Here is a 24,106-nt window from a genome sequence, read left to right as displayed (position 1 = left end):
GCAGTTCATGCAAAAAGCGGATGTACGTCACGTACATCCGCTTTTTCAATGCCCTTACGGCACGCTGTTCCAGCCTTGTATTCTTGGGAAATGCCCCTTCGCAAAACTGAAACGCACTGAATAAAATTACCAATGAAATGCTTGGCATTTCAATTTGTCATTCTGGCAAAAACACTATTTCCGTTAGAATATACGCCATGTTGCGGCGTGTTGCACTCTAACGCGCCGCGCTCCTTTGCTGCGCTGCCGTGGCTATGGCTACCAGCAAGCCAAGCAGCGCCGCCGCAAGGCCGATCATGAAAACCACCGCATAGCCGAAGTGGTCGGCAAACAGACCCGCAATGGGGGCCGTAGCGCCATAGGCCACATCCTGAAAAATGGCAAAGCCGCCCACAGCGGTGCCGCGCAGTTCTGGCGCAACTTTTTTGATGACTTCAACGCCCATGGACGGATAGACCAGCGAGCAGCCGGTTCCTGTCAGAAACGCGCCCACCAGGGCAATCTCCGCTGAAGGAGCAAGCCAGAGCGCCAACTGCCCCCCGGCGGCAACAGCAAGAGACACCGAGGCAACCCTCATACCGCCGATCTTGTCGGGAAGATGCCCGAAAAGCAGGCGCACCAGCACAAAACCGACGCCGAAGCAGGTCAGGGCAAGCCCCGCGTGCTGCCAGCCCCTGTCGGAAAAGTAGAGCGAAATAAACGCGCCAATGGCCGCAAAACCCACTCCCTGTGAGCCGACGATGGCTCCCTGACGCCAGATGGAACGGAGAACACGCAAAAATGACGTGTGCGGCCTGGCGGCTGGCGGCACAACAGCGGGCATGCGGCAAACCATGAGCCAGCCCAGCAGCGGCAAGGGGCTGCACAGCAGCATGAGCCCGGTAAAGCCAAACTGCGTAAGGCACTGCAGCCCCACCGGCCCGCCCAGGGCAAACGCGCCATAAAGGCTTGCGCCCACAAGTGAAAAAACAGTGCCGGACCGTTGCGGGCCAAGAAGGGCAATGTTCCAGCTGAGCATGCCCACAATGGCCATGCTTTCGCCAAGGCCGAGAACAAGCCGCCCGGCTATGAGCAGGCCAAAGGCCAAAGCAGGGTCATCCGCCAGTCCTGCGAAAAGGCAGATGGCGCTTGCCAGGGCATAAAGCAGCAGCCCGCGCATCATGCAGGCCTTCCCGCCCTTGCGGTCGGCAAACCTTCCCGAAAAGCCGCGTGAAAGAATGGTCGTCAAAAAAGCGATGCCCACGGCAAGGCCGCTCAGGCTGTTGGCAAGGCCCAGATGTCTCGTTACAAAAACGGAAATGACGGGCAGAGGCATGGCGACGGCCATGTACGAAACAAGGAGTGCCGCCGTGTTCCACAACAGGCAGCGGGTATCCTTTTGCATAAAAAACTCCACAGGTTGTCGCAAACTGGTTCAAGGCAGGTTCAGGGTCAACGAGCTCTGGCGGCTGCGCGGGCCGACCTCGCCGTAAAGGCGCGTGCGCAGGTTGCCTGCCCCGGTAAACGCCGTAACGGGCGGGCACATTGAGAACACGCATTCTCAACAGCGCCTTGCTCCAGGACACAAAAAAACGCATCCCTGGCCGCAGTTGCGGAAAGTGATGCGTTGCGTGACGTTAACGCTTACGACAAACTCCAGAAGTTTGTATGCGCCTCTGATAGGACATTGCCTGCGGCCTGTCAAGAGTCGCCTGCCACAGGAAAAAGCTGCGCGTACCGGGCGGCTCCCGCACGCATTTTGACAGGCTTGGCGGCATTGCCGCGAGTACCGCTCCTGTTTTGTTTTCTGCCCCGCAGTCATCACGCATCCGTAGCGGAGTCATTTCATTGCCCGCAGGCCCACCACTGCCGCAACAACCACGCAATGAGACTGCCCGGAACCAGCGCCTGCGCTAAACTTTTTCGGCCGGTGGCCGTTATTTCCACTATACGGTTCTGAGCCTTTATCCAAGCGCGCTCCGGAACAGGGGGGCAAAAAATGCCCCGTAGAGTTGCACGCATCTTGCAACACAGACAGCGCCCGGCATATATGCCCCGCACGCCAGGCATAAAATATCTTGATGTGAGGCGCCTATGGCCATCAGCTTATCCGGTTCCAACGCCGTTTCCAACCTGAGTGGCTGGGACACCAATTTTGACGAGGTTCTTGCCAAGCTAAAAAAGGTAGAGTCCACACAGCTCAACCGTCTGACTGCCTGGAAGTCCGACTGGAATCTGCGGTATGAAGCATTTGGCTCTATTATCACGCAGGTGCAGACAGCCAGCAACGTACTCACGGGCATTAGCAACAAAAACAGCTTTGTCACCAAAAACGTTACCAGCAGCAATGAAAACATTCTGACGGCTGTCGCCAACGCTTCCGCGCAGGACGTGCAGCACAGCGTCAACGTGCTGCAGATGGCCAATAATTCTGTATGGGCCAACACAGGGCACGTCTTCAGTTCCAAAACCGACGTCATCAATGACTCCGGCGTGGACCAGAATTTTACGTTTACCTATGCCGGAACCACCAAGAGCATAAAGGTGCCCCCCAAGACCACGCTGGAATCCTTTGCCAGCATGGTCAACAATTCTACCGAAAATCCGGGCATCAAGGTCAGCATCGTGCAGACAGGCACGGGGTATGTCTTCCAGGTGGCTGGCAAAAGCACGGGAGCGGAAAACGATCTCGTCATTCATAGCAGCGGTCTTGTGGGCATGAACTCGGCGGGCAGCACGTCAGTGTGGAAAACCAACAACGCGCTGGACCTCAGCACAACGCTCGCCAATCCCAATAAATACGCCTTTGACCTGCTTATGGAGGACGGCTCCAAGTTCACCGTTTCCGTCACGGGCGACAAGACCAATCAAAATCTGGCAGACCAGATCAACACCCAGACAGGGCGCAATGTGGCCGCGCTGGACAGCAGCGGCAATCTGACCCTCACGGGCGTTACCGCCATGTACCAGCGCGACGCCAGCACCACCGAAAAAGCCGTTCCAGCCAGCACCAAGGTTTCGGTGGGCGCCAATCCCAGCACGACAAAACTGCAGTCTGACCTGACCATGACGCTGCAATACGATGACGGCGTCACCACGGGAACGCGTAACCTCACCATCAAGGCTGGCACCAGCCTCAAGGACGCCCTCATCCAGATGGCCCAGGCCTCTGGCATGAATTCGGCTGACCTGAACATGGACAGCAGCGGCGGCTGGTCTGTCAACTTGACCAATATTACCGGCATCACCTTTGATCCCAGCGCCAATGCTGCCGATACCGCCCTGTTCACCAGCACGACGACTGCGGCTGATATGGGCAACCGCGTGGGTGGGCTGGCTTCCGCCACCACCAGCATTGTTTTCAAGGCCAGCATGCTTGGCGACAAGCTGGGCGGCAGCAGCGCCGACGGCGCCAAGGACTTTACCTACACCTTTGTCGACAACACCGGCGCTACCCAGACCATAACTCTGGCCAACAACAAAACGTATCAGGACCTGGCGGACGAGATTCAGTCCAAGACCGGCGTTGCGCCGACAACTGCGGGCAACGGCAACCTGTCATTTTCGCTTGGCAATACGGTCCAGTTTTATGTGAGCCAAGGCACGGGCGGCGGCATGGACGGCCTGACAACCAGCACGGCCACTACCACCCTGGCCACAGGGTTGACGCCTTCTGCCACCCTGGACCCCACGCAGCCTGGCCTCAATTATACGGTTACCCTCAACGATGGTACCCAGATCAGCGTGCCCTCCCTCGCCAGCGGCTCCAGCATGCAGGACGTGGTGACCGCCATTCAGCAGGCGCTGGCGAACAATTCCGCCGCGCAGGCCGCCGGTGCGACAGCCAAGCTTGTAAAAGCCGATGGCACGGACTGGACAAGCGCGGCTGACGGGGACAGCTTTCTTGCCATCACCAACGTGCAGAGCGTCAGCGGCCCCGGCATAAAGGGTCAGGTGGCCGAATCCTCCAACTGGAATATCCAGCGGGCCACCAATGCCCGTTTTACTGTTGACAACTGGCCCATTGAAATGGAGTCGGCTTCCAATAGCGTCAGCAACGTCATTGAAGGCGTGGTCTTTACCATACAGAACACGGGACAGGCGCGCATCAGCGTGAGCACCGACATCACCTCAGTGGAAAAATCCATCCAGACATTTCTGGATTCCGTAAACTCCATCCTTCTGACCATCCGTGACTACACCAAGTATGACAAGGACAAGGCAACCACCACCAACGACCCGAATCAGTCATCGAGCGACAATTACAGCCCTTCGCAGCTCACGGCTGAAAAGGGTGGGCTGCTTCAGGGCAACTACGGTGTGCAGCTTTTCAAGTCGCGGTTCAACAGCCTCCTTGGCGCGTCGCCGCCAGGCTTTAAAAGCCGCACCAGCGCTGACGATCTGCTTTCTGGCGACGTTTTGTCAAACCTGGCCAACCTGGGCATCAAGGTCAACAATAACGAAGCCAGCGACAAATTCGGTCTGCTTGAGATAGCTCCTTCATCCAGTATTGCCGCCTTGCAGCAACTGGATCAGGAAAACTACACCAACATGATCACCAACAACCTGGAAGCCGTGGTGGATTTTTTCTGCACCGACGGCACAGGCTCCAGCACCTCTTCATCTTTCCGCTACGGCAGTCACGTGGCCGGCATCACCAAGGCTGGAACATATGATGTCAACTATACCGTTGACGCCAGCGGCAACATTGAAAAAGTGATGGTGGGCGGCGTTGAGGCCAAGCGCGACCTGAGCCAGCCCGGGTATTATTACAGCGTTGGCTCCGGCGACGCGCGCGGTCTGTCCATCCTCATCGATGACCTGAGCCAGGGCGAACACACCGGCCAGGTCCGCATCAAGGAAGGACTGGTACAGACCGTCAACAGCTTTCTGAAAAGCGAAATGGTGTTCAACGACGTCAACCTGTCCTCCACAGAGACGGACAAAAACGCCGACGCCCTCGCCCTCAAGTCGCAGAACGGCGCTCTCATGGTCTTGCGCGACAACTACAAGACCATTATGGAGAACATAGATAAAAAAATAACCCAGGAGCAGAATCGCATAGCGCTCTGGGAAACCCGGCAGAAAAAATATTTCGCCAATCTTGAAACACTGCTGAATAACTATAAAAGCATGCAGACCCAGCTGGAATCGCAGATATCCAAACTGAATGGCAGCAGTAGCAGTAGCAGCAGCAGCTAGCAACCAGCACGCACAAGGATAGAAATATGAACAAGGCGGCAAACGCGTACTTTCAAACCAAGGTTGGCACCACCGACCAGGGGCAACTTCTGCTCATGCTCTATGACGGGGCCCTCAAGTACATCCAGCAGGCACGCACCAAGATGCTGGCCAAGGATTTTGCGGGCAAGGGCATCATGATCTCAAAGGTCATCGACATTGTTAACGAGCTGGCGGCATCCCTCAATATGGACAAAGGCGGCAGCCTGGCGGTCAACCTCAACAACCTGTACCTGCTCTGCACTGCCCGTCTGTTGCGCGCCAACCTCAAGATGGACGTGGAATCCCTCGACAGTGTGGAGACCATACTGTCCGGCCTGCGCGGAGCCTACGCCCAGATCATCGAAACGCCCGAGGCGCGCAAAGCCGCCGCTGACATAGCGAGCCGCATGCAGCCAGCAGGGTCTGTGAGCAAGATGGCGCAGCCCATCACGCAGCATCAGGGCGCGGCCGTGCCGCGTTCCCATGCCCAGGCGGCTTACGGGCGTAGCGCCCTGACGCAGCCCCAGGCCATGGGCGCTCCCGATGCGGCCGCTACCATGCCGCAGCCCAACCTGCCGGGGTATTCACCTGCCCCCGCCGCCATGCAGGCCGCTCCCGCAGCGACAGCGGCCCCCACTGCCGCACCCTCCCAGGCGCAGACTATGCCACGGGCCCATGTGCAGCCTTTTGACCAGGCCATGGGCCAGGGGACGCTGCCGCCCAATGGCCTTGCCCCCGGCCGCCTACCAGGGGCATACGGCAAGGTTCCCCCGCGCGGCTGACGCATTTCGCCGCAAAGTGCCGTTACGGCAGGGCTGATGCATTCCGGTCATGAAAACGCCGGGGTTGCCAAACCCGCGCCACAGGATGTGACAAAAAAACCAGGCCCCGCTTCTGCACAACAGAAGCGGGGCCTGTCGACTTGCAGGCGCCATGCCGCCGCACGGCATGGTTTGGATTCCGTGCAAGGCCTTTGGGCCGGAGCGATTTCACCGTGAAACCACTCGACGGCTGCGTGAACAGACGCCCGCCATTGTCGCTATGTCACGTTGAAATGGTTTTGGCGGGGGGGGGGCCCCTTTACACAAAAGGGTCCCTCCCCCACACCCCCTACTCCTTACACCTCTATTCCTTAAAATCCTTGTGGCCTTTTTGTATAGTACCAGCGCAATTTCAAACGGGACGTGCCCTGGCGGCGGCGTGAACAGGGCTTGCCCTGAAGTGCCGACGCTGGCGTCTTAGAGCATTTTGCTTTTGAAACACTCCGTGTTTCAACGCATCATTCTGGCGAAAAACGTGGTTTGCGGTAGCCGTTAGCGGCTCTTTGCCGCTTACGGATAGCGACAGCCATCAGTAGGCTGTCCGTTCGAGCAACCAATTGCTGTCTTTATCCGTAGCTTCCTTCGTCGCAACGGCTAAAGCTCGCCAGAATCCACGCCACTTCGTAGCGGCTGCCGCCTTCGCGTCGCAGAGCAATTTCAAAATGAAATTACTCTGACTCTCGATAATATATACCTTCAAAGGTACTTTTCCCTGCGCCTAGACCACAAGGCTTCTTTCTCTGCTCAAGCTTTCATACTCCTTGTTTGCCCCTATTTTTTCCAAGATGTCCACCAGGTTGTGAATGTCCGCGTACGAATTGTACAGGGCTGTGGGCGCAAGCCTGATGACGTTGGGATCTCTGAAATCGGGGACAACCTTGTAATTTTTCAGCACCTTGCAGATACGGTAAGCTTCGTCATGTTCCAAAGCCACGTGACCTCCCCGGTGCGCGTCGTCGCGGGGGGTTCCCACGGCATAGCCATAGGCCGTCAGGCGCTTGTCGATGAGAAACATGAGGTAGGCCGTCAGTCGCAGGGATTTTTCCCTGAGGGCGGGCATGCCCGCTTCATGAAAAAGGTCCAGAACCCCGTCCAGCCCGGCCATGGCAAGCATGGGCGGCGTGCCGATGAGCCAGCCGTCGGCATCGGGCGAGTGTTCGTGCTGCTGGTGCAGTTCAAAAAGCGTTTTCTTGACGTTGCCCTGCCAGCCTGCCAGCCCCGGCGCAGCGCCGAAATGCTTTTTGTTGACATACAGGCCCGCCGCTGCCCCCGGCCCGCCAGAAAGATACTTGTAGTTGCACCATACGGCAAAGTCCGCGTCCAGGGCCGCAAAATCGTGCGGCACGGAACCTATGGAATGGCACAAGTCCCATCCCATAACGATGCCCCTCTTACGGGCTTCGTCTGTTATCCTTTTCATGTCCAGCAGTTGTGAACTGCGGTAGTATACCGAGGGGAAGAGCGCCATGCAGACATCGTCGGTCATGGCGGCGATAATGGCGTCTTCGCTGACGGTTCTGCCGTCCTCGCTGGGCACGACCTTTATGACTTCACGCGGGTCAAGGCCGCGCAGCCGTACCTGGCTGTCCACGGCGTGCCTGTCGGTGGGGAAGTTCAGCCCGTCAACGATAATCTTGTTCTTGCCCCCCATAGGCTTGTAAAGCGTGGCGAATGCCTGGTGTATATTGACCGTGGTGCTGTTCGCCACGGTGACTTCGCAAGCTTCAGCGCCGATAAGCGGCGCTATTTTCTTTGCCAGATGCGAAGGATAGAGAAAGTATTTTCCGTCCTCTATGCTCCACATGTTGATGCCGTGTTCCTTCCATATCTCAAGCATGCCAAGGATGGACTTTTCCGCATCCCGGCTGCAAAGCCCGAGAGAGTTGCCGTCCATATAGATGAGTCCGTCCGAAATATAGAAATGTTCACGGAATTTTCTGAGCGGGTCCGCGCTGTCCAGGGTATTGGCGAAATTTGCGCCCAATTCAAATGCATATGTCATGATATCCTCCTTGTAGTGGTAGTATGGCGTCAGGCGTCGCGTCTAAAAAAACCGTCTCTCGCCTGGCAGCTTCTGCGTCGTGTAAAGGATGTGTTTTTATCAATGCTATTCCAAAAAGCGCAGTAGTGGCGAAATTGTCAGAATAATGCCGAAAAGCAGCACATACAGCGCTCTGAATCCCTTCAGGTAGGCCAGATACGGCATCTTGAAAATCAGATATACAGGAATGAAGCAGGCTATGATGCCAAAAAGGGGCGCGCTCAAATGCAGAATAAACAGCACCTTGGCATTCATCTGCACCCAGCCCCAGAGGCCCACTGCTATAGCGAGCGCCACAAAGAGATGCAGGGCCCTTCTGTTAATGCGTTCTTCGGGCAGAAAACGGCTGAGCAGGTTGAAGCATATGCCCTGAAGCCCCTCCTGCAGCGCCAGATACAGGGCGAAGAAGGCTGTCACCAGGGCAAAAATATTGAGGGCCGTACTCATTACCCTGATGACCGCGCCGGGCAGGACCTGGGCTGCAATGGCCAATGCCGAAATATTGTTCTGATAAGCCTCCACGGCTTTTTCGTGATGCAGCGAAAGCGTGAACGACAGCGCGAAAAACAGCACGGATACGATCAGAATGGCAAATGCCACCCTGCTGGCGCGAAACGCCCTGTACGTGGCAATGCGCCTGTCCGTTTCCACCCGGCGATAGGCGATATTCATCGGGCTCAGTATGGGCATGAACACGACGGAAAACACGGTGAACGGTATGGTTATGAACACATCTCGCACGAAGGGCAGCAGCGAGGTCAAAGGCTTTATGTTGGCCAGACTCCAGTGGGGTATCATGACCATGCCCAGCACAAGAATGATGGCCAGCTTGCCCACCACCAACGGCCCGGATACCTTGAAGAGCAACCTTTCACCCTGGGCGGCTATGGCCACCATGACCAGCATGATAACAAACGGCCACCATGCGGTATCAGAAAGAAGCGTTTTGGTTACGCCATACGTTTGCAGATAGGAGGCGCTGTCGCGCACAAGCCCTGTAGAATAGCCCAGCATACCCGTCAGCATCAATAAAAAATACAGGATGCTCAGGAGCATTGCCCAGTTTTTTCCCAGATACTGCGTTATGATGTCTGTATAATCCTCGGCGCTTTCTGTCTTGGTGAGCGTTTCAAGATAAAACTTCTGGAACAGGTACACGCCAGGGTAGGCAATGGCCGATGCCGCCAGAAACACCCATAATCCTGTCATGCCCACCTGCACCGGCATAAAAACCATGGCTCCGCCGATGGCCATGCCAATGCAGAGAATGACCCATCCGGCATCATAACGTGTAAAAAGAACAGTATTGCTGTCAGGCTCGTTGCTCATGGATCCCCCTTTCAAAGGCTGCTCGGTGTGCTTGCATTGTTGATGAGCGTGTATGGCTACGGCATGGCTGGCCACGCCCCTTAGGCAAATACTGTTCTCCTGTCATGTTCCAGTCGTCCTTGCATAAATGCCTGGCAATCTGACCGCGCCATGCCGCAAAGGCATGGCGCGCGAGCTTGGCGCATGAACACAAAACAACTTGTCATCATGTTATACCAGTTCATTTGACAAGGTACATAGCCTAACGAATTTTTATGGGACTTCTTTTTTACAAAACGTAAAGCGCTGCCGCTATTTCTTTACATTGCGTAATAATCCAAAAACCCGTCCGCGCAGAGGAGGGTCTGCGCGGACGGGTCATGACAGTATGATTGCAGGTAGTCAGGGTATGGTTGATGGCCGATCATACGGCTGTGGGAATCAAAAAAACGCAGTACCAGTTGGGCACGCGTGCGATCGTCTTTACGAAGACCTGAAGGTTACGCCGCCTCCGTGACGGCGCAGCAGCATGGATACGCAGCGCTTGCGCGTTCACGGCGGGCCTTCCCTCGCGGATGCCAAAACAGTTTCAGGGTAAAACTGCTGGCAAAAGCCCCTGCTGCTGCCGCACAAAAATTACGTCATGCGGCTATTGCATCAGAGACCTGTCAACCTTGTGCTTGATAATGACAAGTGATGTAACGACCTTGCAATACGGCATAAGGTCTTGCAAAAGCTTTTCCATATCTTCAATTTCAGATACCGCAGCTTTTGCTATGAAATTGTTTTCTCCGGTTACAGAATATATTTCAACAATTTCATCCCTGTCCAAAACCTTCAGCATTTCCTGCACCGAGAGTTTAATATTGCTGATTTGTATAAAACTGCACACAGGCCTGCCGATTTTTTTCAAAGAGAACACAGCGGTGAATTTTTCAATAATCCCTTCTTCCAAAAACCTGTTGATGCGCTTGATGATGCTGGGCCTGCTGATGTGAACGGCTCTGGCCAGATCAGTATTGGACACTCTTGCGTTTTTTTCCAAAGCGGCAAGGATGTTTCTATCCGTTCTATCGAGCATACCGACCCCTTTTTCAAAAAAAATGTCTACACATGCTATTAACATACAGTGGCGTTGGCAAACAGTTGCCTTGCGACCACAATCACCCTATGCGCGCCAACCGCGTGCATGCCCATGAAGCACATTTGTTGTTACGCTACGATAATGGCGCAAGCCGATTGTTTGCAACTCAATTATGCCACTGCCTCTTCACAGGAAAGAAACACGCCACGCCCCTGAATTGTGCGTACAGTCACAGAAATGTGAGGGGTTTTGTGTTGTACACTGGCTTTACGCCCGCTACACTGTCACGATGCTTTCCCCCGGCAAACGGCCGCAGGGCAGCCCCAACAACGGGAATCAGGAGGTTTTATGCCAACTCCGCAGCACAACGCCCATATGGACGCCGTCATGGGCGAAGAACACGCACTGCACGCCACCGTGGCCGATGCCCTGTGCACGGGGCTGCTGACCGCGCTTGCCCCCAATGAAAGGGATGCGCTCTCCCGCCACGCGCGCCTGCAGACATTCGCTCCCGGCACTGCCCTTTTTCAGGAAGGCGACGAAAGCGCGGACGCCATGCTTCTGCTCTCCGGTCTGGTCAAGCTGTGCCGCCACAGCAGCCAGGGCAAGGAATGCGTGCTGCACCTTGTGCACACCGGCAAATTCCTGGACGTAGGGGTACTGTTTTATGAAGGGGGGCTGCCCATTTCCGCCGTGGCCCTCCAGCCCACCACGGTCTTGAGCCTGAACCGCCGGGCTTTTCTGCACACGCTTGAAAACAACGCCCCGCTGGCCGTCAGCCTGCTGGGGGCCATGAGCCTGCGCCAGCGCCTGCTCATTACCAAAATAGCCGGATCGCAGGGCCGCATATCCGTAGCCGGTCGCGTGGCCGCATGGCTGCTGCACCGCTCCAAGATGGAAAAAAGCTCTACCCTGCGCCTGGGCGTCACCCAGGAAATACTGGCCCGCCTTATGGGCATCAGCCGCGAGAGCCTCAGCCGCGAGCTTTCCGCGCTTTCGTCCGCAGGCATCATAGACCACAAACGCCGCAGCATCACCCTGCTGGATCACGACGCCCTTCTGCAACGGGCCCAGGGCTAGAGCCTTTTATCTTTGAAAATGGGAAAAGGCTTTAACGCGGCACGAGAGCACAGCGCGCCACACCCTGGCATTGATTCAGCCGCAAATTGCAGTTTTCGGCTGAATGACAAATTGAACTGCCTCACATTTCAAAGATTATCTGATCTGGAACATTTCAATTCTGAAATGCTGTGATGGCTGCCAGCTCAGTTCATGCGGCCGCCACAGCAACATCCATACAGGGCAACATGAGCGTGAAAGCACGCTGTTTCAAACGCCGGAAAAGCTCCGGCAGGCAAGGGCCGGGCCATGGCAGAGACCGCGCATCAGGGGCAGCCCCCTCTGCGCGCCGCCTGACGGCAAACCGGCATACAACGACACCGAGGTAAGGCATGCGCGCCTGCATTGTATATTCTTCCTGCACGGGCAATACCCGCAAAGTGGCGGAGGCCATGGCCGAAGCGTCAGGCATTGCCTGCCATGCCGTGCGTCTCGCCCCCTCCCCGCAGGAATACGACCTCCTGGCCGTGGGCTTCTGGGTTCGCCAGGGCTTGCCTGATGCCCGCGCCCAGCGCTACATACAGACCATACAAAACAAAAACGTTTTTTATTTCGGCACGCTGGGCGCATGGCCGCAATCGGAGCATGCCCTGCGCTGCTCGCGCGCCGCAGCCGCCATGCTTGAACAGGGCGGCAATACCGTACTGGACGGATTCTTGTGCCAGGGCAAAGTCAGCCCCCAGGTCGTGGCTGCCTCGCAACGCAAGGGCACCCATCCAATGACTGCGGCCCGGCAGGAACGCCTGCGTGAAGCCGCCCGCCATCCCGATACAGAGGACTTGCAGGCCGCCTGCCAGCGCTGGCTGCACAGCCTGACAGCGGCCCGCGCCACCTTTCACCATCAAGGACTCAATAATGCGTAAACAGAAGAGTGAATGTAACGATCCCGCTTTTTTTGACGAGATGTTCTCCACCGTCGACGATCTGTGCCTGGCCATGTACGACGGCGAATATCCCTATGTCCTGCCACTGAACTTTGCCCGTCAGGGCCAGGCCATCTATATCCACTGCGACCTTCAGGGACGCAAGCTGGACTGCATCCGCCAGAATCCGCACGTGGCCTTTACCCTCGTCGCCGATGTGACCATCCATCGCGAAAAATCCACCACCTACTTCAAGTCTCTCTGCGGCAAGGGCACGGCCTGCATTATTGAGGACGAGGCCGAAAAAGGCCGCGCCCTGGACGCCATCGCCCAGCGCTACGCGGCCCTGTGCCCGCAGCCTGCCCCCAAATCCAGCATAAAACGCACCGCAATTGTGCGCATAGACATAGAAGAATTGACGGGCAAGCGTAGCTTGCCTTCTGGAGCAGCGTAGGCCCGGATGGGCCAAGCCCACCGGGGACGTTCCACGGGGGCGGGCAACGGCGCGAAAGGCGCAATACGCGCCATAGCGGCACGCTGGCGATCCTGCGTAACACGCTTTTTCAAGGAAGTCTGACATGGGCGGAGCTTCCCGTCTTATCCCCTTGCCGAGTTTTCTGGCTCTTGCCCTGGCCGGGGCGCACTTCTGGCGCGCGGGATGGCCCTCCCTGGCCGCAGCCTGCGGTCTCATGGCCGTGCTGGTGTGGACGCGCCTTGCCTGGGTACGGCAGTTTCTGCTGCTGGCCCTGCCGGTTCTGGCCGCCCGCTGGATATGGACCACCGCGCAGTTTGTGCAGATCCGCCAGCTTATGGAACAGCCCTGGATGCGCCTTGCGGTCATTCTTTTATCCGTCGCCCTGTTTACCGTTGCCGCCGCCCTGCTGCTGCTCAGGCAAAGCGCGCAACAGCGCTACTGCCACAGGAAAGACGCCGCGACAGCCCAGATGGGAGCCATGGCCGTATGCCTCGCTCTGCTGCTGCCCGTATGGTTCATGAATCCGCAGTTGCTGGTGCTGGAGCGCTTTGTGCCGCAAGGCGGCCTTGCGCAGATTGTGCTGGCCGCCCTGTGGGCCGTGCTTGCCGCAGGCTGGCTTGCCGACCGCCGCACGGCCCCGCGTGCCCGTATGCGGCTGTGGCGGCTGTTTTCGCTGGTCTTTTTTGGCCAGCTTGTGCTGGGGCTGGCTGTGGAAAGCCGCTTTCTGCTCACGGGCAGCCTGCATTTGCCGGTGCCGGGCCTCATTGCGGCCGGGCCGGTCTATCGCGGGGGCGGCTGGTTCATGCTGGGCCTTTTCGGCCTGTCCACCCTGCTTGTGGGCGCGGCGTGGTGCAGCCAGCTCTGCTACTTCGGCGTGTGGGACGCCACGGCCGCGCGCAAGGCAAAAAACACCCCGGCCCCTGCCTGGCTGCCCCGCCTGCGCCTGGGCGCTCTCATCCTGACGCTTGCCGCAGCCCTGGCCCTGCGCCTTACCGGCGCGCCCACGGTGGCGGCGCTGACCTGCGGCCTGCTGCTGGGCCTGCTGCTTGTGCCCTGCGCCCTGCTCATAAGCCGGGTCAAGGGATATGCCTCATACTGTCGCGGCATCTGCCCGCTTGGTATTCTGGCCCAGTGGTTTGGCCGCATTTCACCCTGGCGCATCCGGCGTGTGGGGGAGTGCAGCGGCTGCCGGGCCTGCGTTCGCGTATGCCGTCAGGACGCCATGACAGAGCAGGCCTTTGAAAGCGGCTGCCCCACCTCGTCCTGTCATCTCTGCCGCGACTGCGCCAATGTCTGCCCCAAGCATGCCCTGGCCGTCACATGGTTTGGCCGCCCCTCAAGCGCCGCATGGGCCGGAACCACGTTGACGGCTCTGCTGGCCGGACTGCACGCGGCCTTTTTGTTCATGGCACGTATCTGACAACCTGACTGGATCAAGAACAAGGACATTCAATGACACGCATCCTGAACCGCATCCGCTCAAGCCAGTCCCAGCCCCGCGTAAGCTGGAATGAAATTTTCTGGGCATGGTCGGGCAGCTGCCTTTCCGTCGCCTGTCTGGCCCTGCTGGAAAAAGTCTGCGCGCAGGAATGGAACCTGCCGCTGCTCATCGGTTCCTTCGGGGCCTCCGCCGTGCTGGCCTTCGGCGCGCCCCACAGCCCTCTGGCCCAACCCCGCAACCTTGTGGGCGGGCACGTATTGTCAGCGCTTGTGGGCGTAAGCAGTCAGGCCATGATCGGCGCGGAACCCGTGCTGGCAGCGGCCTTGGCCGTTTCCACCGCCATTGCGCTCATGCACATGACCCAGACCCTGCACCCCCCCGGAGGCGCCACTGCCCTTATTGCCGTCATCGGCGGTCCCGGCATTCACGAAATGGGCTACTGGTACGTCCTGCTGCCCTGCGCCGCCGGGGCCACATGCATGCTTGTGCTGGCTCTGGCAGCCAACAATCTTGCCGCACGCAAAAGATACCCCGTATTCTGGTGGTAGTGCGCCGCAAGCCCCCATTGGGGAGCCGCACTCCCGCTATCGCATATACGAAACATAGTTCATAGGAGGGTAGAACGTCCGCCACTTGCCACACCGCATCAAAAAGCGTAGCCATATATTTTTTCAACAGTTGATGAGGTGCTGTCACATGTCGAGCGATTCCCCCGCTTCCCCCCTGGCGGAGGGCCTGCGCCGAGCACTGCCCATTGTGCTCGGCTACACGCCTGTAGGCTTTGCCTTCGGTGTTCTGGCGGTCAAAAACAACATTCCGCCTTCTCTGGCCGTGGCCATGTCCGTGCTCATGTTTTCCGGGTCCGGCCAGTTTGTCTTTGCGGGCATGTGGGGCGCGGGCGCAGGCGCCCTGTCCATCATGGCGGCGGTCTTTATCGTGAATCTGCGGTATCTGCTCCAGTCAGCTGCGGAGTCTCCCTGGCTGGCCGGTCTGCCGCGCTTTCAGCGCCTTCTGCTGGGTCTTGGACTCACGGACGAAACGTTTGCCGTTCACGTCACGGCCTTCCAGAACGGCTGGAAGCGCAACCTCACCACGCTTTTTGTCTGCAACCATACAACGCAGGTCGCCTGGGTGGGCGGCAGCGCCATTGGCGCGTTCTGCGGGGAGCTTGTCACCGACGTCAAGCCCCTCGGGCTGGACTACGCCCTTACTGCCATGTTTCTGGCCTTGCTGGTGCCGCAGTGCGTGAGTCGCCTGCATGTCCTGGTCGCCATTTTTACCCTGACGCTGTCCATCGCGCTCAAGGTCGCGGGCATGAGCCAATGGAATGTCGCCGTGGCCACGGTGGTGGGGGCCAGCCTCGGCACAGCCCTGCTGCTGTACAGGGATAAAAAGGACGCCGCCTGCGCCCCGCAGTCCGGCTGCGCCTGCGCGGAAAAAGCCTCTGCGGGCAAAACCACTGCGGATAAAGCCGGTGGCGCGCCTGACGCATATGGCGCAACGCAAGCGGGGCCAGCCCCAGGCGAGGCGCGTCATGAACACCGCAACGCCCCCCGCCTGATGGATGAACCTGCCCTGATGACGGCAAATACTGACGAGGCGCAATCATGACCGAAATGAGCTGGCTTGATGCCCACCTTGCCCTTGTCCTGTGCATCGCGGGCTGTACCGCTGTAACTCTGCTGTCCAAGCTTTTGCCCGTGACCTTTCTCAAGGGCGACAATCTGCCCCCGGTGCTGCGCCACTGGCTGTCCTTTGTGCCCGTGGCCGTCATGGCCGCGCTGGTTGGCCCCGATATCTTTATCTACGAAGGCAAGTTCAGCATAAGCCCCTCCAATCTCTTTCTCATGGCGGGCTTGCCCACCCTGCTGGTGGCCTGGTGGTACAAAAACTATTTTCTGACCATTGTCGTGGGCATAGGCCTGGTGATTCTGGCGCGCTTTACGGGCCTGTACTGATGCACGCCAAACAGCAAACGCCGCCAGCCGCCGCTCCACAGGTTCCGGCCCTGCGCAAACGCCGCAAACCCGCCCCGGCCCTTGCCGCCCCGGAGCGGAGCGGGCGTCTTCTGGTTCGTCTGGCTTCGCACCACACGGCTCTTTTTCGCTTTCTGCTGGAAGCCTACGACCATACGGCGTATTTTACCGTGCTGGAGCCCAAAACGGCCCTGCTCAAAATCGTCTTTTCGCCCCATCTGGAAAAAGAGACCAGGGCAGCCCTGGCTGAAATGGCCCGCAGCCTGCCCTTCAGCGTTGAAGAATGGCCCTTTTTCTGCCCGCCGCAGGGGCGCAAAAAGACTTTGAGCTAGCCACTTTTTCTGTTATGACTGCCCTGTTGCGGGAGAACGGGCCCGGGGTGGCCCGGTCCCGTTTTTTCACGCCCGCGTGATGGGCGATCCCTTGCACAATCGCCCGGCAAACAGGCCGGTTATCCAGACGAAGGCGGACACATGTCACCGACATACAAGAGAATTTTGCTCAAACTGAGCGGCGAGGCCCTTGCGGGGCCCAACAAAACAGGCATCGACCCTGAAACCGTGGCCGAAATATGCCGCGAAATCGGCACTGTTCTTGCCATGGGCGTGGAAATGGCCCTGGTTATCGGCGGGGGCAACATTTTTCGCGGGCTTTCAGGCTCCGCCAAGGGGATGGAACGCTCGTCAGCCGACTATATGGGCATGCTGGCCACAGTGCTCAATGCCCTGGCCGTGCAGGACATGCTTGAAAAGCAGGGCTATCCCACCCGCGTGCTTTCCGCCATCACCATGCAGGAAGTCTGTGAGCCCTTCATCCGTCGTCGCGCCCTGCGCCATATGGAAAAAGGCCGCGTGGTCATCTGTGCCGCAGGCACGGGCAACCCCTACTTCACCACCGACACCACGGCTGTGCTGCGCGGCATGGAGCTGAAGTGCGACGCCATCATCAAGGCCACCAAGGTTGACGGCATCTACGACAAGGACCCCACAAAATTCAGCGACGCCGTAAAATTTGAAACCATCACCTATGATGAAACATTGTCCCGCCACCTTGGCGTGATGGACGCCACGGCCTTTGCCCTGGTGCGCGACAACAATGTGCCCATCATCGTCTGCCGCATGCTTGGCGGCGACATCAGACGCGCCGTCATGGGCGAGCCCGTGGGCACCATAGTACGCAACGCCTGATGCATTCAGCGGCGCGGCCGTCAGGCCCGCGCTGCGCGGTCTGGCTTTTTACATGTCAGCCCGCTTCAGATTTTCACAAAGGGAGGCGCAGCGCCATCCCCACAGGAACAGGCCGCAGGCCGCAGCCCCAAGGAGAATATTTATGGATATCGACAGCATCCTTCTTGATGCCGAAGAACGCATGGAAAAAGCCCTTGCCGCTCTTGACCGCGAGTTTGCCAAACTGCGTACGGGACGCGCCACCACAGCCCTTGTGGACGGCATCAAGGCCGACTATTACGGCACCCCCACGCCCATCAGCCAGATGGCCTCGGTAGCCGTGCCCGACAGCCGCACCCTGACCATCCAGCCTTGGGACAAGGGCGGCATAGCTCTTATTGAAAAGGCCATTCTCAAGTCAGACCTCGGCCTTACGCCTGTCAATGATGGCAAGGTCGTCCGCATTGTCATGCCCCCCCTGACCGAAGAGCGCCGCAAAGACCTGGGCAAGGTGGCGCGCAAATACAGCGAAGACGCCAAGGTGGCGGTGCGCAACGTGCGCCGCGACGCCAACGACAGCCTGAAAAAGCTGGAAAAAGACAAGACCATTACCGAAGACGACCAGAAGCGCGCTACCGAAGATGTGCAGAAACTCACGGACAAGTACGTGGCTGATGTGGACAAAAAGTGCGCTGCCAAAGAAAAGGAAATAATGGAAATCTAGGGCAGTTTTACGTTGAAATTGCCCTGACGGCTGTGTGAGCAGGCGTTCGCCCTAACGACGCGGGCGCGGGTTGCGGCCGCTGTCGCGCCACAGCGAGCGCATCAAAACCCTTACGGGTCATGCTCACAAGGTTGATCTGCCCGGTCGTCAACGGATAGTCCCGCTACGGGCCGTGGCCCGCCGCGTTCACTGAAAACGTGGCGGGCTGCGGCGCGGTTCGTCCGCCCCCGCCGAAATATTTCTGGCGCGGAACCGGGCGGGCCAATACCCAGGGATTTTTCCCTACAGGCTGAAAGTATGACGCAACAAAGCACGCCCCCATCCGGCCAGCCTCCCAGCCGGACGCCAGACACGGACCCCGCCCCGCAGGCCGGGCCGCCGACGGAGCTTTTGCCCGAACAGCTGCCCGCCCATCTGGCCATCATTATGGATGGCAACGGACGCTGGGCACAGGCCCGCAACCTGCCGCGCGAGGCCGGGCACAAGGCTGGCGCGGAAGCCGTGCGCGCCGTTGTTACCGAATGCCGCAAAATTGGCATACGCCACCTGACGCTCTACACTTTTTCCAGTGAAAACTGGAACCGCCCCAAGACTGAAATAAGCGCCCTCTTCACGCTGTTGCTGGATTTTCTGCGCCAGGAGCTGCCCCGCCTTGAAGAACAGGGCATTGCCCTCAAGGTGCTGGGCGATCTGGACGGCCTGCCGCTGGCCCAGCGCACGGCTCTGCGCCACGCCATTAAGCGCACCGCCGCCGGGCCGCACATGACCCTCAATCTCGCTCTCAATTACGGCTCAAGGGCCGAACTGGTCCGCGCTGTCCGGTCTTTTCTGCGCGAAGGCGCGCAGCCGGACGACGTTACCGAAGAAAGCCTGGCGCAGCGCCTCTATACGGTCGGCCAACCTGACCCGGACCTGCTCATCCGCACCAGCGGCGAGCAGCGCCTGAGCAACTACCTGCTTTACCAGTGCGCGTACAGTGAGCTGTATTTCACTCCGACGCCCTGGCCAGATTTTGACGCCGCGCAGTTGCGCCTGGCGTTGGAAGCCTACGCCGCGCGCTCGCGCCGCTTCGGCAAAACACAGGAGCAAATCGATGCCCATTGAACACACCGCCAATCCCATCGACTTTCGCCGCATCATCACCGGCGTGGCCCTGGCCGCAGTTTTGCTGCTGGTGCTCTGGCTGCGGGGCTGGCCCCTGCTGTTCTTCATCCTGCTGGTTTCCGCCCTGGCCCTCTGGGAATTCTATTCGCTTTTCTGGGGCCCCAATGGGCGCATCCCCAGCCGCGTCTGCGCCATTGCCCTTGGTTGGGGCATGCTGTGCCTGACATGGCTGCACCGCCCGCAAGACGCCCTTGTGTTTCTTGGCGCGGGCTTCGTGCTTTCGGCCATGAGCTTTCTTTTCAGGTGGGACGTGCTTGAAGAGGAAAACGCCTTTGTTTCCAGCGGCATATTCATGGCGGGCCTGGCCTATGTGCCCCTGCTGCTCTTGCCTGCCACCTACCTTTCCACCACCAAGCTCATCTTTGTCATAGCCGCTGTGGCCATTTCCGACACGGCAGCCTACTTCGTTGGCACGCGCTTTGGCCATCACAAGCTGTGGCCCCGCGTCAGCCCCAAGAAAAGCTCCGAGGGCGCGGTGGGCAGCCTTGTGGCCTGCGTCATATTCTGCGCCATCTACGGCGAGATGTTCGGCAAGACGGGCTGGTTTTCCTTTGCGCTTCTGGGCATTGCGGTAAACGCCTTTGCCCAGGTGGGCGACCTTTTTGAATCCGCCCTCAAGCGCTCGGTCAACGTGAAAGATTCCGGCCACCTGCTGCCGGGGCACGGCGGCGTTCTGGACAGGGCCGACAGCCTGCTGTTCGCCATGCCTATGGTGGCCGTTGTTGACCAGTGGTTTTTCTTCTTTTAGGGAAACGCTGATTTATTTCGTTTGGCGGCGTTGCTTCACTTTTTTTGAAACAGTCGAGGACGGAAGAGTCCACTCCTGTTTCAAAAAAAGATCGCGCCTTGCCAAACGAAATAACTGCGCGTTTCCAGGAGGCTCTTTAATCAGTGCTTCCTTAGACAGTATCGTCACGAGCGCCTTTCCTGGTATTTCTGCGTCGAATTTCGCCTTGATATGACAGGAAATCCATCTCGTAACGACACGGTCCAGGGCTTTTACTTTTTTTCAACGGTAAACTGCCCTGGCCCTGTGGTCATGGTTCGGTAACGACGGAATTACGGGAAAGGGCCGCAAAAAAGTTTGCGGTGCGCCACGCGGGGTAAACGGTTTTTTACAGCGGCCCGGTCAGAGGGCCGCTTGAATTTTTCAGCGCCGGACCTACTTTTTCACATGGGCATGTCGTCAGCCCATGCCAGCAGGTTCCAATTACGGCGACAACAGACAGGATGCAGACATGGCACAACTTTGGCCGGGTCAGGGCGGCCCTTCCATAGACTATATTTCCGGCCCGCCGGACGCCGCCTGGAACGGCGCATGGCCGCGCGGCCTGTGCATACTTGGTTCCACCGGGTCCATCGGAGGCAGCGCGCTGGCCGTGGTTGCCAGTCATCCACAGGCTTTCCGCATTGTCGGGCTTGCCTGCGCCCGCCAGATCGACCGCCTGGCCGAACAGGCCGCCCGCTGGCGGCCGCCGTATCTGGCGGTGCTGGACGAAGCTGCCGCAACTGGGCTCAAAAAGCTTTTGCCGCAGGGCTATGCCCCTGACATCCTGGTGGGGCGTGAGGGCTACGCCCGCATGGCCGCCCTGCCCGAAGCCTCCACCGTGCTTTCGGCCCAGGTCGGCGCGGCGGGACTGGACGGAACCCTGGCCGCAGCCCTTGCGGGCAAGGTCATCTGCCTTGCCAACAAGGAATCGCTGGTTCTGGCAGGCGACCTGGTGCGCCGCATCTGCGCCTGCACCGGGGCCGTCATTCTGCCCGTGGATTCGGAGCATAACGCCATCTTCCAGTGCCTTGCCGGACGCGGGCAGGAAGTGAAGCGCCTTATCCTCACGGCCAGCGGCGGGCCTTTCCGTGGCCGCAGCCGCGAAGAGCTGCAGGGCATAACCCCCGCGCAGGCGCTCAAACACCCCAACTGGAGCATGGGCGCCAAGATAAGCATAGATTCGGCGACGCTTATGAACAAAGGCCTTGAGGTTATCGAGGCCTATCACCTCTACGGGACGCCCCCCGAACGCATCAAGGTTCTGGTGCACCCGCAGTCGGTGATCCATTCACTGGTGGAGTTTGAAGACGGCACGCAGCTGGCGCAACTCGGCACGGCGGACATGCGCCTGGCCATCGCCAACTGCCTGCTGTGGCCGCGCTGCCTGCCTGTTGACGTGCCGCCCCTTGATCTTACGGCCACGGCCCTTACCTTTCATGAGCCGGATACCGACGTTTTTTCCTGTCTTGATCTGGCGCGCCAGTCTCTCGCTTTGCGGGGCGGGCGCTGTGTTGTTCTCAATGCGGCCAATGAGGCCGCTGTGGAGCTTTTTCTTGAAGGCCGCTGCGCCTTCCTTGACATACCCCGGCTGATCGGGGCCGCACTGCAGGCGCACGACGCCGGCGAACCCGGCCACCAGCCTTTCTGCGCCCCGCTTGAACAGGATGCCATGCCTTCTGACCGCATGGCCGCACTCAAAAGCGAGGCCCATACCCTGGCGGAGCGCCTCACGCGCCTTGACCGTCAGAGCCGCGAGCTTGTACGCACCCTTGCCCGCGACGGAGAATCTGCATGCTGATAACCATCATAGCTGTATCCCTTGTTCTTGGCGGCCTCATCTTCTTTCACGAACTGGGGCATTTTGCCGTGGCCCGCAGCCTGGGCATGGGAGTTTCCACCTTTTCTCTGGGCTTTGGCCCCAAAATCCTCAAGCGCAAATGGGGCAAGACGGAATACGCCCTGTCCCTGATTCCTCTGGGTGGCTACGTCGCCCTTGTGGGAGAGCAGGACGACAGCGAACTGCCCGAAGGTTTCACGAAGGAAGAAAGCTTTTCGCTGCGGCCAGCCTGGCAGCGCCTCCTTGTTGTCGCCGCAGGCCCTGTGGCCAACATGCTGCTGGCATGGCTTTTGTGCTGGATTCTGGCCTTTGGCTGGGGCACGCCCCAGCTGCTGCCGCAGGTGGGCGGACTGGTGGAAAACGGCCCCGCAGCCAAGGCGGGCGTGCAGGCTGGCGACACCATCGTGAGCATTGACGGCCAGCCCATCGTTGCGTGGGAAGACATGACCCGCGCCATTGCCCGCAGCAACGGGCAACCCCTCAGCGTTGTTCTTGAGCGCCCCCACAAGACCGCCGCCCCTGCCGGAACATCCGGCGCAGAAGCTACGCCGGAAACTACGCCAGAAACTGCGGCAGATACTACGTCTGCCGCGTCTGGGCAGAGCGGCACGCCCCCCAGCATCATGACCGTTGAAATCCGGCCCGAAATGTCCGTGAGAAAAACCATCTTCGGCGAAGATGAAAAAGCCTGGCTTGTGGGCATACGCAACACGGGCGCGGTACGCCTTGTGGAGCACGGATTCTGGGGAGCGGCTGGGGCAGGCGCGTCCCAGGCCTCAGATATGCTTGCCCTGACCTGGAAAAGTTTTGTAAAACTGGTTGAAAGGGTGGTTCCCCTGGATCAGGTGGGCGGGCCCATCATGATCATGCAGATGGTTGGCAAGCAGGCCCATGAAGGCATCGCCGGGCTGCTGGCCCTGGCCGCGCTCATCAGCATCAACCTTGGGGTGCTGAATCTCCTGCCCATTCCCGTGCTTGACGGCGGCCAGATCGTCTTCTGCCTGTGGGAAATGATTTTCCGCCGCCCGGTCAACGCCAGGGTGCAGGAATATGCCATGCGGGCCGGTCTGGCCCTGCTGGTAGCCCTCATGCTGCTGGCCACCTACAATGACCTCTGGCGCATCATCAAGGGCGCTGGCTGGTTCGGGAGCGGATCGTGAGCCAATATTCCACCGGGCTTGAGCTTATTCTCAACGCGGCTGAAGGCGTCTTGCAAATTGTCGTTACCGACGATGAAAAAACGCTTTGCTCCCAGCAATGGCACAGAGCTGACCGCGCCACCGAAATTCTCGCTCCCGCGCTGGAAAGCCTCTGCGCCGCTCTGGACATAAAACCCAACAGTTTCCGTCGTATAGCCTGCGTGCGGGGGCCGGGCTCCTTCACAGGCATACGCCTTGTTCTGGCAACAACGGCGGCCCTGCGCAGAACGGGCAAGGCCGCCGTCACCGGGCTGGACTACATGCAGGCCCTTGCCACGACAGTGGCGCTGCGCGGCCAGCTCCTTTTCGGCGCGACCATATGGGTGCTGACCCACGCGAGACGCAACCTCGTGCACTGCCAGTCTTTTCTGTCATACGGCCCAATGATTCCCGCGCAGCCCAGCAGCACGGTGGATTTGTGCTCCCCAGAGGACGCCCTTCAGCGCATTGTGGCCAGCCGCACGGCTCCCCTGCCCGACGGCGTACCCGCGGGCAGCCGCACCATATGGGTTTGCGGCAGCGGGCTTGCGCGCAACGCCGCTGTTTTCTGCCCGCTGGATCTTATGCGTCCCTCACTGGACGGCACGCGCCCCAAGGCCGACGAAGGCGCGCCCATAGTCACGCTGGACGAACTGGTGACGCCAGATATCAATGCCCTGTGCCTGCTGGCCCGCCACGGCGAATTTGACGATAAGGACATTGAGCCCCTGTATGTGCGCCCCTGCGACGCTGTGGAAAATCTGCCCCAACTGGCCCCGCGCCAGGGCTTGACCGGCGAAGAGGCCGCAGCCTCTCTGGAGATGTTGCTCCAGCGCCCGCCCCAGAGCGACATATAGAGCATTTTGCCTGGGGACGAGTTGCACTGCTTTGTGGGGGAGGGACCCTTTTGCAAAAGGGTCCCTCCCCCACACCCCCAC

At 59.2% G+C, this 24,106-nt stretch carries 21 protein-coding genes; 17 read left to right on the top strand and 4 right to left on the bottom strand.

Annotated features, from left to right (window positions below; all coding sequences use genetic code 11):
• Positions 1-217: 217 nt before the first annotated feature.
• Positions 218-1,384 (bottom strand): MFS transporter, encoded by a 1,167-nt coding sequence (locus tag BCS36_RS08970; protein WP_291302559.1) that lies wholly within the window; start codon positions 1,382-1,384, stop codon positions 218-220.
• A 689-nt stretch (positions 1,385-2,073) separates the two neighbouring features.
• Here BCS36_RS08970 and fliD point away from each other — a divergent pair.
• Both fliD and fliS read left to right on the top strand, forming a co-directional pair.
• Positions 2,074-5,181, top strand: a complete 3,108-nt coding sequence (gene fliD, locus BCS36_RS08965) for a flagellar filament capping protein FliD (RefSeq protein WP_291302558.1) — start codon at positions 2,074-2,076, stop codon at positions 5,179-5,181.
• Positions 5,182-5,207: 26 nt separating this feature from the next.
• Positions 5,208-5,984, top strand: a complete 777-nt coding sequence (gene fliS, locus BCS36_RS08960; protein WP_291302557.1) for a flagellar export chaperone FliS — start codon at positions 5,208-5,210, stop codon at positions 5,982-5,984.
• A gap of 757 nt (positions 5,985-6,741) precedes the next feature.
• Here fliS and kynU read toward each other — a convergent pair.
• The 3 genes from kynU to BCS36_RS08945 all read right to left on the bottom strand — a co-directional run bounded on the left by kynU (position 6,742) and on the right by BCS36_RS08945 (position 10,498).
• The gene (gene kynU / locus BCS36_RS08955; RefSeq protein ID WP_291302556.1) at positions 6,742-8,025 is read right to left on the bottom strand and encodes a kynureninase; all 1,284 of its coding nucleotides are present in this window, start codon (positions 8,023-8,025) and stop codon (positions 6,742-6,744) included.
• Positions 8,026-8,130: 105 nt separating this feature from the next.
• The gene (locus tag BCS36_RS08950) at positions 8,131-9,393 is read right to left on the bottom strand and encodes an amino acid permease (RefSeq protein ID WP_291302555.1); all 1,263 of its coding nucleotides are present in this window, start codon (positions 9,391-9,393) and stop codon (positions 8,131-8,133) included.
• Positions 9,394-10,021: 628 nt separating this feature from the next.
• On the bottom strand, positions 10,022-10,498 hold the full coding sequence (locus BCS36_RS08945) for an Lrp/AsnC family transcriptional regulator (protein ID WP_291302554.1): 477 nt from the start codon (positions 10,496-10,498) through the stop codon (positions 10,022-10,024).
• A 306-nt stretch (positions 10,499-10,804) separates the two neighbouring features.
• Here BCS36_RS08945 and BCS36_RS08940 point away from each other — a divergent pair, with 306 nt between their 5' ends.
• The 15 genes from BCS36_RS08940 to tsaB all read left to right on the top strand — a co-directional run bounded on the left by BCS36_RS08940 (position 10,805) and on the right by tsaB (position 24,025).
• A complete protein-coding gene (locus BCS36_RS08940) occupies positions 10,805-11,536 on the top strand; it encodes a Crp/Fnr family transcriptional regulator (protein WP_291302553.1) in 732 nt (243 codons plus the stop codon).
• 371 nt (positions 11,537-11,907) lie between these two features.
• Positions 11,908-12,438 (top strand): flavodoxin family protein, encoded by a 531-nt coding sequence (locus BCS36_RS08935; RefSeq protein ID WP_291302552.1) that lies wholly within the window; start codon positions 11,908-11,910, stop codon positions 12,436-12,438.
• Positions 12,431-12,892: a pyridoxamine 5'-phosphate oxidase family protein gene (locus BCS36_RS08930; protein ID WP_291302551.1), complete on the top strand. Its 462-nt coding sequence runs from the start codon at positions 12,431-12,433 to the stop codon at positions 12,890-12,892. Before BCS36_RS08935 ends, BCS36_RS08930 begins: the two co-directional genes overlap by 8 nt.
• Before the next feature lie 124 nt (positions 12,893-13,016).
• Positions 13,017-14,333, top strand: a complete 1,317-nt coding sequence (locus BCS36_RS08925) for a 4Fe-4S ferredoxin (protein ID WP_291302550.1) — start codon at positions 13,017-13,019, stop codon at positions 14,331-14,333.
• Positions 14,334-14,365: 32 nt separating this feature from the next.
• Positions 14,366-14,902: an HPP family protein gene (locus BCS36_RS08920; protein ID WP_291302549.1), complete on the top strand. Its 537-nt coding sequence runs from the start codon at positions 14,366-14,368 to the stop codon at positions 14,900-14,902.
• Between the two features lie 148 nt (positions 14,903-15,050).
• A complete protein-coding gene (locus BCS36_RS08915) occupies positions 15,051-15,965 on the top strand; it encodes an AzlC family ABC transporter permease (RefSeq protein ID WP_291302548.1) in 915 nt (304 codons plus the stop codon).
• Complete coding sequence (locus BCS36_RS08910; RefSeq protein WP_291302547.1) at positions 15,962-16,312, top strand: AzlD domain-containing protein; 351 nt, start codon at positions 15,962-15,964, stop codon at positions 16,310-16,312. The genes BCS36_RS08915 and BCS36_RS08910 overlap by 4 nt, the downstream gene beginning before the upstream one ends.
• Positions 16,312-16,662, top strand: a complete 351-nt coding sequence (locus tag BCS36_RS08905; RefSeq protein WP_291302546.1) for a DUF4911 domain-containing protein — start codon at positions 16,312-16,314, stop codon at positions 16,660-16,662. Before BCS36_RS08910 ends, BCS36_RS08905 begins: the two co-directional genes overlap by 1 nt.
• Positions 16,663-16,803: 141 nt before the next feature.
• Entirely contained in the window at positions 16,804-17,517 is a 714-nt protein-coding gene (pyrH, locus tag BCS36_RS08900) for a UMP kinase (RefSeq protein ID WP_291302545.1), read from the top strand.
• A gap of 142 nt (positions 17,518-17,659) precedes the next feature.
• Positions 17,660-18,220, top strand: a complete 561-nt coding sequence (frr, locus tag BCS36_RS08895; RefSeq protein WP_291302544.1) for a ribosome recycling factor — start codon at positions 17,660-17,662, stop codon at positions 18,218-18,220.
• Between the two features lie 297 nt (positions 18,221-18,517).
• Positions 18,518-19,324 (top strand): polyprenyl diphosphate synthase, encoded by an 807-nt coding sequence (gene uppS / locus BCS36_RS08890; RefSeq protein WP_291302543.1) that lies wholly within the window; start codon positions 18,518-18,520, stop codon positions 19,322-19,324.
• Positions 19,314-20,132, top strand: coding sequence for a phosphatidate cytidylyltransferase (locus BCS36_RS08885; RefSeq protein WP_291302542.1), 819 nt, complete (start codon positions 19,314-19,316; stop codon positions 20,130-20,132). The genes uppS and BCS36_RS08885 overlap by 11 nt, the downstream gene beginning before the upstream one ends.
• A 490-nt stretch (positions 20,133-20,622) precedes the next feature.
• Entirely contained in the window at positions 20,623-21,951 is a 1,329-nt protein-coding gene (gene dxr, locus BCS36_RS08880; protein WP_291302541.1) for a 1-deoxy-D-xylulose-5-phosphate reductoisomerase, read from the top strand.
• Positions 21,945-23,150: a site-2 protease family protein gene (locus BCS36_RS08875; RefSeq protein WP_291302540.1), complete on the top strand. Its 1,206-nt coding sequence runs from the start codon at positions 21,945-21,947 to the stop codon at positions 23,148-23,150. Before dxr ends, BCS36_RS08875 begins: the two co-directional genes overlap by 7 nt.
• Positions 23,147-24,025: a tRNA (adenosine(37)-N6)-threonylcarbamoyltransferase complex dimerization subunit type 1 TsaB gene (gene tsaB / locus BCS36_RS08870; protein ID WP_291302539.1), complete on the top strand. Its 879-nt coding sequence runs from the start codon at positions 23,147-23,149 to the stop codon at positions 24,023-24,025. Before BCS36_RS08875 ends, tsaB begins: the two co-directional genes overlap by 4 nt.
• The last annotated feature ends 81 nt before the right edge of the window (positions 24,026-24,106 follow it).

Origin of the sequence: Desulfovibrio sp. MES5 (genome assembly GCF_002237645.1) — a bacterium.
Taxonomy (GTDB): Bacteria; Desulfobacterota; Desulfovibrionia; order Desulfovibrionales; family Desulfovibrionaceae; genus Desulfovibrio.
This window is presented reverse-complemented; position numbering and strand designations above follow the sequence as displayed.

Coding starts and splice junctions, on each gene's coding strand:
- BCS36_RS08970 (WP_291302559.1), bottom strand. CDS start 1,384: ATGCAAAAGGATACCCGCTGCCTGTTGTGGAACACGGCGGCACTCCTT.
- fliD (WP_291302558.1), top strand. CDS start 2,074: ATGGCCATCAGCTTATCCGGTTCCAACGCCGTTTCCAACCTGAGTGGC.
- fliS (WP_291302557.1), top strand. CDS start 5,208: ATGAACAAGGCGGCAAACGCGTACTTTCAAACCAAGGTTGGCACCACC.
- kynU (WP_291302556.1), bottom strand. CDS start 8,025: ATGACATATGCATTTGAATTGGGCGCAAATTTCGCCAATACCCTGGAC.
- BCS36_RS08950 (WP_291302555.1), bottom strand. CDS start 9,393: ATGAGCAACGAGCCTGACAGCAATACTGTTCTTTTTACACGTTATGAT.
- BCS36_RS08945 (WP_291302554.1), bottom strand. CDS start 10,498: ATGTTAATAGCATGTGTAGACATTTTTTTTGAAAAAGGGGTCGGTATG.
- BCS36_RS08940 (WP_291302553.1), top strand. CDS start 10,805: ATGCCAACTCCGCAGCACAACGCCCATATGGACGCCGTCATGGGCGAA.
- BCS36_RS08935 (WP_291302552.1), top strand. CDS start 11,908: ATGCGCGCCTGCATTGTATATTCTTCCTGCACGGGCAATACCCGCAAA.
- BCS36_RS08930 (WP_291302551.1), top strand. CDS start 12,431: ATGCGTAAACAGAAGAGTGAATGTAACGATCCCGCTTTTTTTGACGAG.
- BCS36_RS08925 (WP_291302550.1), top strand. CDS start 13,017: ATGGGCGGAGCTTCCCGTCTTATCCCCTTGCCGAGTTTTCTGGCTCTT.
- BCS36_RS08920 (WP_291302549.1), top strand. CDS start 14,366: ATGACACGCATCCTGAACCGCATCCGCTCAAGCCAGTCCCAGCCCCGC.
- BCS36_RS08915 (WP_291302548.1), top strand. CDS start 15,051: ATGTCGAGCGATTCCCCCGCTTCCCCCCTGGCGGAGGGCCTGCGCCGA.
- BCS36_RS08910 (WP_291302547.1), top strand. CDS start 15,962: ATGACCGAAATGAGCTGGCTTGATGCCCACCTTGCCCTTGTCCTGTGC.
- BCS36_RS08905 (WP_291302546.1), top strand. CDS start 16,312: ATGCACGCCAAACAGCAAACGCCGCCAGCCGCCGCTCCACAGGTTCCG.
- pyrH (WP_291302545.1), top strand. CDS start 16,804: ATGTCACCGACATACAAGAGAATTTTGCTCAAACTGAGCGGCGAGGCC.
- frr (WP_291302544.1), top strand. CDS start 17,660: ATGGATATCGACAGCATCCTTCTTGATGCCGAAGAACGCATGGAAAAA.
- uppS (WP_291302543.1), top strand. CDS start 18,518: ATGACGCAACAAAGCACGCCCCCATCCGGCCAGCCTCCCAGCCGGACG.
- BCS36_RS08885 (WP_291302542.1), top strand. CDS start 19,314: ATGCCCATTGAACACACCGCCAATCCCATCGACTTTCGCCGCATCATC.
- dxr (WP_291302541.1), top strand. CDS start 20,623: ATGGCACAACTTTGGCCGGGTCAGGGCGGCCCTTCCATAGACTATATT.
- BCS36_RS08875 (WP_291302540.1), top strand. CDS start 21,945: ATGCTGATAACCATCATAGCTGTATCCCTTGTTCTTGGCGGCCTCATC.